The 12,508-nt window shown below is 58.5% G+C and carries 11 protein-coding genes; all 11 read left to right on the forward strand.

Annotated elements, in window-relative coordinates; genetic code table 11:
* The first annotated feature begins 245 nt into the window (after positions 1 to 245).
* The 11 genes from J2X66_RS24370 (at position 246) to J2X66_RS24420 (ending at position 12,507) form a co-directional block, all read left to right on the forward strand.
* Positions 246 to 2,471 carry an NADP-dependent isocitrate dehydrogenase gene (locus J2X66_RS24370; protein WP_310269632.1) on the forward strand — a complete coding sequence of 742 codons (2,226 nt, stop codon included), beginning with the start codon at positions 246 to 248 and terminating at the stop codon, positions 2,469 to 2,471.
* A 196-nt stretch (positions 2,472 to 2,667) separates the two neighbouring features.
* Complete coding sequence (locus tag J2X66_RS24375; RefSeq protein ID WP_310269635.1) at positions 2,668 to 3,114, forward strand: NUDIX hydrolase; 447 nt, start codon at positions 2,668 to 2,670, stop codon at positions 3,112 to 3,114.
* A gap of 59 nt (positions 3,115 to 3,173) precedes the next feature.
* Positions 3,174 to 4,307, forward strand: a complete 1,134-nt coding sequence (mnmA, locus tag J2X66_RS24380; RefSeq protein WP_046032483.1) for a tRNA 2-thiouridine(34) synthase MnmA — start codon at positions 3,174 to 3,176, stop codon at positions 4,305 to 4,307.
* Positions 4,304 to 4,927, forward strand: coding sequence for a high frequency lysogenization protein HflD (gene hflD / locus J2X66_RS24385; protein ID WP_027925118.1), 624 nt, complete (start codon positions 4,304 to 4,306; stop codon positions 4,925 to 4,927). The genes mnmA and hflD overlap by 4 nt, the downstream gene beginning before the upstream one ends.
* Before the next feature lie 123 nt (positions 4,928 to 5,050).
* Positions 5,051 to 6,421, forward strand: a complete 1,371-nt coding sequence (gene purB, locus J2X66_RS24390; RefSeq protein WP_027925117.1) for an adenylosuccinate lyase — start codon at positions 5,051 to 5,053, stop codon at positions 6,419 to 6,421.
* Between the two features lie 86 nt (positions 6,422 to 6,507).
* Entirely contained in the window at positions 6,508 to 7,677 is a 1,170-nt protein-coding gene (locus J2X66_RS24395; RefSeq protein WP_310269642.1) for a cupin domain-containing protein, read from the forward strand.
* On the forward strand, positions 7,670 to 8,095 hold the full coding sequence (locus J2X66_RS24400) for a GNAT family N-acetyltransferase (RefSeq protein WP_027925115.1): 426 nt from the start codon (positions 7,670 to 7,672) through the stop codon (positions 8,093 to 8,095). Before J2X66_RS24395 ends, J2X66_RS24400 begins: the two co-directional genes overlap by 8 nt.
* A gap of 202 nt (positions 8,096 to 8,297) precedes the next feature.
* Positions 8,298 to 9,059 carry a secretin N-terminal domain-containing protein gene (locus J2X66_RS24405; protein WP_310269648.1) on the forward strand — a complete coding sequence of 254 codons (762 nt, stop codon included), beginning with the start codon at positions 8,298 to 8,300 and terminating at the stop codon, positions 9,057 to 9,059.
* Positions 9,060 to 9,533: 474 nt separating this feature from the next.
* Entirely contained in the window at positions 9,534 to 10,859 is a 1,326-nt protein-coding gene (aceA, locus tag J2X66_RS24410) for an isocitrate lyase (protein ID WP_027925113.1), read from the forward strand.
* Positions 10,860 to 11,408: 549 nt separating this feature from the next.
* Positions 11,409 to 11,822 carry an NADH-quinone oxidoreductase subunit A gene (locus J2X66_RS24415; RefSeq protein ID WP_003223812.1) on the forward strand — a complete coding sequence of 138 codons (414 nt, stop codon included), beginning with the start codon at positions 11,409 to 11,411 and terminating at the stop codon, positions 11,820 to 11,822.
* 10 nt (positions 11,823 to 11,832) lie between these two features.
* Positions 11,833 to 12,507: an NADH-quinone oxidoreductase subunit B family protein gene (locus J2X66_RS24420; protein WP_007946424.1), complete on the forward strand. Its 675-nt coding sequence runs from the start codon at positions 11,833 to 11,835 to the stop codon at positions 12,505 to 12,507.
* Position 12,508: the final 1 nt, after the last annotated feature.

Genomic DNA, 12,508 nt, shown 5'->3' on the forward strand with positions numbered 1-12,508 from the left:
CCTATGTATAATGCCGCCGCTGACTAAAGGGTCACGACGGTGGAGAGGCTCTATGACGAGACTTTCCGCCCTATAAGCCGGTCTGTTACCGCAGTCCGAATGCTTGACGCCCTACTGATGCACCCAACATCACAGCAACGAAACCTCGATATTCGGCTCATGGATGACTTTGAACGAACGCGCTTACCCGGCGCCCCTCGAGTTTCTGCGCACGCTTTAGCAAAGAAGAGAGAGTTAATCCGAATATGCCCACCCGCTCGAAGATCATCTATACCTTCACCGACGAAGCCCCTGCCCTCGCCACCTATTCACTGTTGCCTATCGTAGAGGCCTTCACCGCCTCGGCCGATATCGCCGTTGAAACCCGCGATATCTCTCTTGCAGGACGCATTCTGGCTAGCTTCCCCGAGCAACTGGGTGACAAAGCCGTAGCCGACCACCTCGCCGAACTGGGCGACCTGGCCGTTACGCCTGAAGCCAACATCATCAAGCTGCCGAACATCAGTGCCTCCGTACCGCAGCTACAAGCCGCCATCAAAGAACTGCAAGCCCAAGGCTTCGCTGTTCCTGACTACCCGGAAACCGTGACCAGCGACGCCGACAAGCTCGCCAAGTCGCGCTACGACAAGATCAAGGGCAGCGCCGTAAACCCGGTACTGCGCGAAGGTAACTCCGATCGTCGTGCACCGCTGTCGGTCAAGAATTACGCTCGCAAGCACCCGCACAAAATGGGCGCCTGGGCTAAAGACTCCAAGTCTCACGTCGCGCACATGAGCTCCGGTGATTTCTACGGCAGCGAAAAAGCCGCCCTGATCGAAGCCGCTGACGCCGTCAAAATCGAACTGATCGCTCAAGACGGCACCACCACCGTCCTGAAAGAAAAAACCACCGTACAAGCCGGTGAGATCCTCGATTGCGCGGTCATGAGCAAAAACGCTCTGCGCAGCTTCATCGCTGCCGAGATCGAAGACGCCAAAGCCAAAGGCGTGCTGCTGTCGGTTCACCTCAAAGCCACCATGATGAAGGTCTCCGATCCGATCATGTTCGGCCAGATCGTTGCCGAGTTCTATAAAGACGCACTGGCCAAGCACGCTGACGTGCTGGCACAGATCGGTTTCAACCTGAACAACGGCATCGGCGACCTGTACGCTCGCATCAAGGCCCTGCCGGCCGAGCAACAAGCGCAGATCGAAGCGGACATCCAGGCGGTCTACGCCGTTCGTCCGTCGTTGGCCATGGTCAACTCCGACAAAGGCATCACCAACCTGCACGTGCCGAGCGACGTCATCGTCGACGCCTCGATGCCGGCGATGATCCGTGACTCCGGCAAAATGTGGGGCACCGACGGCCAGCTGCACGACACCAAGGCGGTGATCCCGGATCGCTGCTACGCAACCATCTACCAGGCCGTGATCGAAGACTGCAAAGTCAACGGTGCTTTCGACCCAACCACCATGGGCAGCGTGCCGAACGTTGGCCTGATGGCGAAGAAAGCCGAAGAGTACGGTTCGCACGACAAGACTTTCCAGATCAAGACCAACGGTGTGGTTCGGGTTTCCGACAGCGCTGGTCGCACCCTGCTGGAACAGTCGGTTGAAGCCGGCGACACCTTCCGCATGTGCCAGACCAAAGACGCGCCGATCCAGGACTGGGTCAAACTGGCCGTCAACCGTGCTCGCGCCAGCAGCACCCCGGCGATTTTCTGGCTGGACCCGATGCGCGCCCACGACGGTGTAGTGATCGAAAAAGTTCAGGCTTACCTGAAGGATCACGACACCGCCGGCCTGGACATCCAGATCATGGCGCCTGTCGACGCGATGAAGTTCACCCTGCAGCGCACTCGCGAAGGCAAGGACACCATCTCGGTGACCGGCAACGTATTGCGCGACTACCTGACTGACCTGTTCCCGATCATGGAACTGGGCACCAGCGCCAAGATGCTGTCGATCGTTCCGCTGATGAATGGTGGCGGCCTGTTCGAAACCGGCGCTGGCGGTTCGGCGCCGAAGCACGTGCAACAACTGCTGGAAGAAAACTTCTTGCGTTGGGATTCCCTGGGCGAGTTCCTGGCCCTGGCCGCTTCCCTTGAGCACCTGGGCGTGACGTACAACAACCCTAAGGCACTGGTTCTGGCCAAGACCCTGGATCAGGCCACCGGCCAGTTCCTGGACAACAACAAGTCGCCATCGCGCAAAGTCGGCAACATCGACAACCGCGGCAGCCACTTCTACCTGGCGCTGTACTGGGCTCAGGCCCTGGCCGCCCAGACTGAAGACGCTGCACTGCAAGCGCAGTTCGCGACCCTGGCCAAAACCCTGACCGAGAACGAAGCAACCATCGTTGCCGAGCTCAACGCCGTTCAGGGCAAGCCAGTGGACATCGGCGGTTACTACCACGCCAATGCCGAGCTGATCAGCAAGGCCATGCGCCCAAGCAACACCTTCAACGCCGCGATCGCTGCGTTGGTTTAAGGTTGTAAGGGAACATCACAAACCCCGGCCTCGTGCCGGGGTTTGTGTTTTTAGAATTCACACGACCTCTGTAGAAGCGAGCCTGCTTGCGATTGCGGTACACCATTCAACTTTGATGGTGACTGACGCAACGCCATCGCGAGCAGGCTCACTCCTACTTTTGACCGTATTCCAACATTGGAAATTGAGGTGTTTTATGGACTGGAAACCCCACATCACCGTCGCCACCATCGTCGAGGACAACGGCCGCTTCCTGATGGTCGAAGAACTCAAGCACGACCGCGTCGTACTCAATCAGCCCGCCGGCCACCTCGACCCGAATGAAACCCTGATCGAAGCCGCGGTACGCGAAACCCTCGAAGAAACCGGCTGGGACGTTGAAGCCACGGGTGTAGTCGGCATTTACCTCTACACCGCCCCGAGCAACGGCGTGACTTACCAGCGTGTCTGCTTCACGGCAAAACCGCTCAAACACCACCCGGACTATCAGCTGGACGACGGCATCGTCGGCGCCAAGTGGCTGACACGTGACGAACTGCTGGAACAGCGCGCAAACTGGCGCAGTGAGCTGATCATCCGCTGTATTGATGATTATCTGGACGGCAATCACTTCGGTCTCGAACTGATCCGCCCTTCTCTTTAGCCTTGCGGGCTCCAGCCTGCTAGAATCGCGTCCTTTTTCAAGACACTCATTGAATCCCTATGCGTGATCCAGCCCCTTCTGACACACAAAAGAAGCGCGTCATTGTCGGCATGTCCGGCGGCGTGGACTCTTCCGTTTCCGCTCTCCTGCTGATCGAGCAGGGTTATGAGGTGGAAGGCCTGTTCATGAAGAACTGGGAAGAAGACGATGGAACGGAATACTGCACCGCCATGGACGACCTGGCGGATGCGCAGGCTGTGTGCGACAAAATCGGTATCAAGCTGCACACCGCCAACTTCGCCGCCGAGTACTGGGACAACGTGTTCGAGCACTTCCTCGCCGAATACAAGGCCGGTCGCACGCCGAACCCGGACATCCTGTGCAACCGCGAGATCAAGTTCAAGGCGTTCCTCGACTACGCCATGATGCTCGGCGCCGACCTGATCGCCACCGGTCACTACGTGCGCCGCCGCGATATCGACGGTCGCACCGAGCTGCTCAAGGGCCTGGACGCAAACAAGGACCAGAGCTACTTCCTGCACGCCGTCGGCGGCGAACAGATCGCCAAGACCCTGTTCCCGGTCGGCGAGCTGGAAAAGCCTGAAGTCCGTGCGATTGCCGAGAAATACGAGCTGGCGACCGCGAAGAAAAAGGACTCCACCGGTATCTGCTTTATCGGCGAACGCCGTTTCAGCGATTTCCTCAAGCAGTACCTGCCAGCGCAGCCCGGCGAGATCAAGACCACCGAGGGCGAAGTGATCGGCCGCCACCACGGCTTGATGTACCACACCATCGGCCAGCGCCAGGGCTTGGGCATCGGCGGCTTGAAAGACGCCAGTGACGAGCCGTGGTACGTGCTGATCAAGGACCTGGAACACAACGAACTGATCGTTGGCCAGGGCAATGACCACCCGTACCTGTTCTCCCGCGCCCTGCTCGCTTCGGACATCTATTGGGTCAACCCGATTGATCTGACCGAGCCGCGCAAGCTGACCGCCAAGGTCCGCTATCGCCAAAGCGACCAGCCCTGCACGCTGGAGAAAACCGCTACCGGCTACCGCGCGACCTTCGATGACCCGCAGCGCGCGGTCACCCCAGGGCAATCCGTGGTGTTTTACGACGGTGAAATCTGCCTGGGTGGCGGCGTTATCGAAATTGCCGAGCCGTGGACCAGCAAAGGCCAGCCACAATGAGCCCGACTCAGGAGCAACTGACGGCGCTGGGCGGCGTGTTTCTCGCCGCCGTCCTCGTCGACAAGATTGCCAAGACCGGCCAGACCACCGAAGCCGGCCTGACCTGCATGCTCGGCAGCCTGCTGATTCGCGACCCCAAGGACACGCTGGAAGTCTACGGCGGTGACGACCTCAATCTGCGCGAAGGCTATCGCGCTTTGGTGGGCGCACTTGAACGCGACCCGAGCGCCCTTCAACGCGAACCTTTGCGTTACGCCCTGGCGATGCTCGGTCTGGAGCGTCAACTGGCCAAGCGTGGCGACATGCTGGACGTAATCGGCAAGCGCTTGCCGCAGATTCAATCCCAGGTCGAACACTTCGGCCCGGCCCACGAAAACGTGATCGCCGCGTGTGGCGCACTGTACCAGGACACCCTGAGCACGCTGCGCCAACGGATTCAGGTCCACGGCGACATGCGCAACCTGCAACAGCCAAGCAATGCCTCGAAAATCCGCGCCCTGCTGCTGGCCGGAATTCGCTCGGCGCGCCTGTGGCGGCAGTTGGGCGGTCATCGCTGGCAGCTGGTGATCAGCCGACGCAAATTGTTGAAAGAGCTTTACCCCTTGATGCGTAACGAATAAGTCGCGCAGACAAGTTTTACTCCGCATTACGCGTAATACGCCGGTCAGTTGGCAACGGACCGACGGATTTTTTCATGTATGATACGCGCCCCATTTCGTTGCCCGACTGTCCGAGAACACCCCATGCAGCTTTCTTCGCTCACTGCGGTTTCCCCTGTTGACGGCCGCTACGCCGGCAAAACCCAGGCCCTGCGCCCGATTTTCAGCGAATACGGCCTGATCCGTGCTCGCGTTCTGGTTGAAGTGCGCTGGCTCCAGCGCCTGGCCGCTCACCCTGGTATCAGCGAAGTGCCGGCGTTCTCCGCCGAAGCCAACGCTGTGCTGAACACCCTGGCGGAAAACTTCGCTCTGGAGCACGCCGAGCGTGTCAAAGAGATCGAGCGCACCACCAACCACGACGTCAAAGCCATCGAATACCTGCTCAAAGAGCAAGCGGCCAAGCTGCCTGAACTGGCTGCCGTCAGCGAGTTCATCCACTTTGCCTGCACCAGCGAGGACATCAACAACCTGTCCCACGCCCTGATGCTGCGCGAAGGCCGTGATGACGTGATGCTGCCGTTGATGCGCCAGACCGCCGAAGCCATCCGCGAACTGGCCATCCGTTTCGCTGACGTGCCGATGCTGTCGCGCACCCACGGTCAACCGGCCTCGCCGACCACCCTGGGCAAAGAGCTGGCGAACGTGGTTTACCGTCTGGAGCGTCAAATCGCTCAGGTCGCTGCTGTTCCGCTGCTGGGCAAGATCAACGGCGCTGTCGGCAACTACAACGCTCACCTGTCGGCCTACCCTGAGATCGACTGGGAAGAAAACGCCCGCGCCTTCATCGAAGACGAACTGGGCCTGGGTTTCAACCCGTACACCACGCAAATCGAACCGCACGACTACATCGCCGAGCTGTTCGACGCGATCGCGCGCTTCAACACCATCCTGATCGACTTCGACCGTGACATCTGGGGCTACATTTCCCTGGGTTATTTCAAACAGCGCACCATCGCTGGTGAAATCGGTTCGTCGACCATGCCGCACAAGGTCAACCCGATCGACTTCGAAAACTCCGAAGGCAACCTGGGCATCGCCAATGCACTGTTCCAGCATTTGGCGAGCAAACTGCCAATCTCCCGCTGGCAGCGTGACCTGACAGACTCCACCGTGCTGCGCAACCTAGGTGTCGGCTTCGCCCACAGCGTGATTGCGTACGAAGCCAGCCTCAAAGGCATTAGCAAGCTTGAGCTGAACGCTCAGAAGATCGCTGCCGACCTGGACGCTTGCTGGGAAGTGCTGGCCGAGCCGATCCAGACCGTGATGCGCCGCTACAACATCGAAAACCCGTACGAAAAGCTGAAAGAACTGACCCGCGGCAAAGGCATCAGCCCAGAAGCGCTACAGACTTTCATCGACGGCCTGGACATGCCAGCCGCCGCCAAGGCCGAGCTGAAATTGCTCACCCCGGCGAACTACATCGGCAACGCTGTAGAGCAAGCCAAACGTATCTGATTGACCGCTGGACCTGCTTGAGACGCCCGGCCGCGCCGGGCGTTTTTATTCCTGTCTAAAAAGTAGTTTTTTTCAATAGGTTACACATGAATCCTGACATTCCTCTTCAACTTCTGGGCGGCATCACGGCGCGCGAATTCCTGCGCGACTACTGGCAGAAAAAACCGCTGCTGATCCGCCAGGCGATTCCTGATTTCGAAAGCCCGATCGACGCCGACGAACTGGCCGGCCTGGCGCTGGAAGAAGAAGTCGAATCGCGCCTGGTGATCGAGAACGGCGAGCGCCCATGGGAATTGCGCCGCGGCCCGTTCGCCGAAGACGAATTCAGCAAACTGCCGGAACGTGACTGGACCCTGCTGGTTCAAGCGGTCGATCAGTTTGTGCCGGAAGTCAGCGAACTGCTGGAAAACTTCCGCTTTCTGCCGAGCTGGCGCGTAGACGATGTGATGATCAGCTTCGCCGCCCCCGGTGGCAGCGTCGGCCCGCACTTCGACAACTACGACGTGTTCCTGCTGCAAGGCCACGGCAAGCGCAACTGGAAAATCGGCCAGATGTGCGATGCCGACAGCAAGCTGCTGCCCCACGCAGACCTGCGCATCCTCGCTGAATTCGAAGCCACCGAAGAGTGGGTTCTTGAACCGGGCGACATGCTGTACTTGCCACCACGCCTGGCTCACTGCGGCGTCGCGGTCGATGACTGCATGACGTACTCGGTGGGCTTCCGTGCACCGAGCGCCGCTGAAGTGCTGACCCACTTCACAGACTTCCTCAGCCAGTTCCTGACGGACGAAGAGCGCTATACCGACGCCGACGCCGTGCCTGCGGTCGATCCACACCAGATCCAGCACGACGCCCTTGATCGCCTGAAAAGCCTGCTGGCCGAACACATGAGCGACGAGCGCCTGCTGCTGACCTGGTTTGGCCAGTACATGACCGAGCCGCGCTACCCGGAACTGGTGGTTGGCCCGGAAGAGATCGAGGAAGACGACCTGCTCGCCAGCCTTGAGCAAGGCGCCGTTCTGATCCGCAACCCAAGCGCCCGACTCGCGTGGTCCGAAGTCGATGACGACCTGCTGCTGTTCGCCAGCGGCCAGAGCCGTTACCTGCCGGGCAAGTTGCGCGAACTGTTGAAAATGATTTGCGCCGCTGACGCGCTGCACATCGACAACCTCGGCGAGTGGCTGATAGACGAAGACGGTCGTGGTCTGATCTGCGAATTGATCAAGCAAGGCAGCCTGGGGTTTGCTGATGAATAAAATTCACGTACGTGTCGCAGACTGGCAGAAGGACATCGCCGAGATCCGGCGCATTCGTGAAACGGTATTCATCGCCGAGCAATCCGTTCCACCTGAGCTGGAATGGGATGCCGATGACGCCACCGCGGTGCATTTCCTGGCCTTCGAAGGCGACTTCCCGATTGGCACCGCTCGCCTGCTGCCCGATGGTCACATCGGCCGGGTTTCGGTGCTCAAGGACTGGCGCGGCTTGAAGGTCGGCGATGCACTGATGCATGCCGTGATTGGTGAAGCAGAGAAACGCGGGCTGAAGCAGCAGCAACTCAGCGCGCAAGTGCAGGCCACGGCGTTCTATGAGCGCCTGGGTTTTCACATCCTCAGCGAGGAATTCCTGGAAGCCGGGATTCCGCATGTGGATATGGTGCGTCACTCGGCCTGATACCGCGGCACCCCCATCGCGAGCTCGGCTCCTACAGGGTCTCTGCAGGAGCCGAGCTGCTCGCGATGATTTCCGCAAGAACACCACAAAACGCCCCGCCATTTTCGGATGTCGGGGCGTTTTGCTGTCTACGATTCAACTTGCACCACGCCAGGCCGACAAACTGGCACTATCAAGGCATTAGAAGTCGGAGATAACGGATATGTCCCTACGCACCCTGCTCACTACCCTGTTGCTGACCGGCAGTTTTTCAGCCATGGCTGCCACCGAGATCGTGCCCCTGAACTTTCGCACCAGCGCCGACATGCTGCCCATGGCACAGGATTTCATTGGCAAGGAAGGCCAAGTCAGCGCCTATGGCAACCAGCTGATCGTCAACGCAGATCAACGCAAGATCGACGAACTTAAAACCCTGATCAGCCAGCTCGACGTCGCCGCCAAACGCTTGTTGATTACCGTCGACACCAATGAAAACAACTTCCAGGGCGATCAGGGCGCCTCGGTCAACGGTGCCAAACCAAGTCAGACACGAATCATCAATTACAGTACCGACAGCCGTGACGGTGGCATCCAGCAGATTCAGGCCAGCGAAGGCACCCCCGCACTGATTCAAGTCGGCCAAAGCGTGCCACTCACCAGCTCACAGACCGATTCCTACGGTGATCTGCGCAGCCAGACCGAATACCGCAACGTCACTCAAGGTTTCTACGTCACCGCCAGCGTCACCGGCGACATCGTTCACTTGGCGATCAGCACCAACCGTGACCGCATGAGCCAGGAACGTCCCGATGTAGTGAACGTGCAAAGTACCGACACAACTGTCACGGGCCGCCTCGGCGAATGGATCCTGCTGGCCGGCGTCAATCGCCAGACCCAAGCCGACAAACAGGGCACGAGCCGCAACTACGCTACTCAAGGCCGGGATGACATGACCCTGCGGGTGAAAGTCGATACTTTGGACTAAACCACCGAAAACTGACTGATTAGTCGTATTAGACCAAAGATGTAGTGCCTGAAAAAAAGCACTACAAAACGTTTGACGATCGAAAAAAGCAAAGGCATGATGGCCTCGCTCCCGCTAATCAGGGGCCCTGGAAAGGGCCTTCGAAGCGATGCTCGCACCTACCCCGCGAGCCGCTTCGTGTCTGTACCGCCCACAAGGTGTGTTTGACGAGGTTGCCGACTGGAACGAAGTTGTCCCGAGGGACGGAAGCGTAATTAGGTAACCCGGCTTCACACTGAAGTTTGCACCAAGGCCCACGATGCCCCAATGCGTTCGCCAGTTTGCCCTTACCTGCTCACTTCCCCTCGAGCCCATCGTTCATCCTGTCGACACCCCCGCCAAATTCGACTTGACCACCTAGCTTCTGGTCAGCGAGCGCATGAATTTTCCACCGCAGAACAACTTTCCGTAAAAGACGCGACGAGGTTTATCTCCATGGCACTGACACGCGAACAGCAAATTGCAGCCCTCGAAAAAGACTGGGCTGAAAACCCACGCTGGAAAGGCGTGACTCGCGCTTACTCCGCTGCTGACGTCGTCCGCCTGCGTGGCTCGGTTCAACCTGAGCACACCTTTGCAAAAATGGGCGCCGAAAAGCTGTGGAACCTGGTCACCCAGGGCGCCAAGCCATCCTTCCGCCCTGAGAAAGATTTCGTCAACTGCATGGGCGCCCTGACTGGCGGCCAGGCTGTACAGCAAGTTAAAGCCGGTATCCAGGCGATCTACCTGTCGGGCTGGCAAGTTGCTGCGGACAACAACTCCGCCGAATCGATGTACCCGGACCAGTCGCTGTACCCGGTGGACTCCGTTCCAACCGTGGTCAAGCGCATCAACAACTCGTTCCGTCGCGCTGACCAGATCCAGTGGAAAGCCGGAAAAGGCCCGGGCGACGAAGGCTACATCGACTACTTCGCTCCAATCGTGGCTGACGCTGAAGCCGGTTTCGGCGGCGTTCTGAACGCTTACGAGCTGATGAAGAGCATGATCGAAGCAGGCGCCGCCGGCGTTCACTTCGAAGACCAACTGGCTTCCGTGAAAAAATGCGGCCACATGGGCGGCAAGGTACTGGTTCCTACCCAGGAAGCTGTACAGAAGCTGACCGCTGCCCGTCTGGCAGCCGACGTTGCCGGTACGCCGACCATCATTCTGGCCCGCACCGACGCTAACGCTGCTGACCTGCTGACTTCCGACTGCGACCCGTACGACCAGCCATTCGTGACTGGCGAACGTACCCAGGAAGGCTTCTACAAAGTGCGCGCCGGTCTGGACCAGGCCATCGCTCGCGGCCTGGCTTACGCTCCGTACGCCGACCTGATCTGGTGCGAAACCGCCAAGCCGGATCTGGACGAGGCTCGTCGCTTCGCTGAAGCGATCAAAAAGGAATACCCGGATCAACTGCTGTCGTACAACTGCTCGCCTTCCTTCAACTGGAAGAAAAACCTGGACGACGCGACCATCGCCAAGTTCCAGCGCGAACTGTCCGCCATGGGTTACAAGCACCAGTTCATTACCCTGGCCGGCATTCACAACATGTGGCACAGCATGTTCAACCTGGCGCACGACTACGCCCGCAACGACATGACTGCCTACGTGAAACTGCAAGAGCAAGAGTTCGCTGACGCGGCGAAGGGCTACACCTTCGTGGCTCACCAGCAGGAAGTGGGCACCGGCTACTTCGACGACATGACCACTGTGATTCAAGGTGGCACGTCTTCGGTAACCGCACTGACCGGTTCGACCGAAGAAGAACAGTTCCACTGATCTGCTTCGCCTGATCGATCGGCCGCTGCGGACCGACTAGAAAGCTAACCGCAACGCCGCACATCTGACGCCCCGACTGGTTCGGGGCGTTTTTTTTGCCTGTGATTCCTCCCTGACACGCCCCGACCCTGCAGGAGTGAGACAGGCAAAACATTGATCCAGCGCGGTATCGGCGTCAGAAAAATCCGCTAAAACAGTCGCCGTCACTACTTGCTGTAACGCACATAAAAGACAACTTCCCTACCTCAAACCGGATAACCCGTTTAAAAACCACCACAAATAATACTGATTATCATTTAGCCGCAACTATGTTCGTTACATTCCCTACAAAACAATATTGATGAAAACCCGGCTAATGCCCGCAACGCATGGGCTGAGGGGCTTTGGAGATGCGCTATGTCCTTATTCCTGTAAATAATTTCGCTATAGGAATTTTACTTGCTGAGTGTTGTGCCATAAAATCAGCGGGATTGATTGCTGCGACATATCGTCACTGCTTTGTTTCTTTTCAAGCTCAGAGACCTTTGCTCTCTGTTAAGGATTACCAGCATGCCCGAAGCGACAGGACTCATGGCCCACAACTGGGGCTTTGCCATTTTCCTTCTGGGCGTTGTCGGCCTCTGCGCCTTCATGCTCGGCGTCTCCAGCCTCCTCGGGTCAAAAGCCTGGGGCCGCAGCAAAAACGAACCGTTCGAATCCGGCATGCTGCCTACAGGTGGCGCCCGTCTGCGGCTCTCAGCCAAATTCTATCTGGTCGCGATGCTCTTCGTGATCTTCGATATCGAAGCCCTCTTTCTCTTTGCATGGTCTGTGTCCGTCCGCGAAAGCGGCTGGACCGGATTCGTCGAAGCTCTCGTTTTCATAGCAATTCTGTTGGCAGGCCTTGTCTACCTATTCCGAGTGGGCGCCCTTGACTGGGCTCCGGAAGCTCGTCGTAAGCGGCAAGCGAAGCTGAAACAATGAGGCTTTGGCAATGCAATACAATCTCACCAGGATCGACCCCGATGCTCCTAACGAGCAGTATCCGATTGGCGAACGGGAAACCGTTTCCGATCCGTTAGAAGATCAAGTCCACAAAAACATCTTCATGGGCAAGCTCGAAGACGTGCTTAACGGCACGATCAACTGGGGGCGCAAGAACTCCCTGTGGCCGTATAACTTCGGTCTTTCGTGCTGCTACGTGGAAATGACCACCGCCTTCACGGCGCCCCACGACATCGCGCGCTTTGGCGCCGAGGTTATCCGGGCATCGCCGCGCCAGGCGGATTTCATGGTTATCGCCGGTACCTGCTTCATCAAGATGGCGCCGATCATTCAGCGTCTCTACGAGCAAATGCTCGAACCTAAATGGGTCATCTCCATGGGTTCGTGCGCCAACTCCGGTGGCATGTACGACATCTACTCTGTCGTTCAAGGGGTGGACAAGTTCCTGCCCGTGGACGTCTACGTGCCTGGCTGCCCGCCCCGTCCTGAAGCTTTCCTGCAAGGCTTGATGCTCTTGCAAGAGTCGATTGGACAGGAGCGTCGCCCGCTTTCCTGGGTCGTTGGGGATCAAGGCGTTTATCGCGCCGAGATGCCTTCCGAGAAGGAAAAGCGCCGCGAACAGCGAATCGCAGTCACCAACCTGCGCAGCCCCGACGAAGTCTGAT

Source organism: Pseudomonas sp. 3296 (assembly GCF_031456615.1).
Taxonomy (GTDB): domain Bacteria; phylum Pseudomonadota; class Gammaproteobacteria; order Pseudomonadales; family Pseudomonadaceae; genus Aquipseudomonas; species Aquipseudomonas mucoides.

Excerpts from the sequence above, each read along its gene's own strand:
- J2X66_RS24370 (WP_310269632.1), top strand. The coding sequence starts at position 246 with ATGCCCACCCGCTCGAAGATCATCTATACCTTCACCGACGAAGCCCCT.
- J2X66_RS24375 (WP_310269635.1), top strand. The coding sequence starts at position 2,668 with ATGGACTGGAAACCCCACATCACCGTCGCCACCATCGTCGAGGACAAC.
- mnmA (WP_046032483.1), top strand. The coding sequence starts at position 3,174 with ATGCGTGATCCAGCCCCTTCTGACACACAAAAGAAGCGCGTCATTGTC.
- hflD (WP_027925118.1), top strand. The coding sequence starts at position 4,304 with ATGAGCCCGACTCAGGAGCAACTGACGGCGCTGGGCGGCGTGTTTCTC.
- purB (WP_027925117.1), top strand. The coding sequence starts at position 5,051 with ATGCAGCTTTCTTCGCTCACTGCGGTTTCCCCTGTTGACGGCCGCTAC.
- J2X66_RS24395 (WP_310269642.1), top strand. The coding sequence starts at position 6,508 with ATGAATCCTGACATTCCTCTTCAACTTCTGGGCGGCATCACGGCGCGC.
- J2X66_RS24400 (WP_027925115.1), top strand. The coding sequence starts at position 7,670 with ATGAATAAAATTCACGTACGTGTCGCAGACTGGCAGAAGGACATCGCC.
- J2X66_RS24405 (WP_310269648.1), top strand. The coding sequence starts at position 8,298 with ATGTCCCTACGCACCCTGCTCACTACCCTGTTGCTGACCGGCAGTTTT.
- aceA (WP_027925113.1), top strand. The coding sequence starts at position 9,534 with ATGGCACTGACACGCGAACAGCAAATTGCAGCCCTCGAAAAAGACTGG.
- J2X66_RS24415 (WP_003223812.1), top strand. The coding sequence starts at position 11,409 with ATGCCCGAAGCGACAGGACTCATGGCCCACAACTGGGGCTTTGCCATT.
- J2X66_RS24420 (WP_007946424.1), top strand. The coding sequence starts at position 11,833 with ATGCAATACAATCTCACCAGGATCGACCCCGATGCTCCTAACGAGCAG.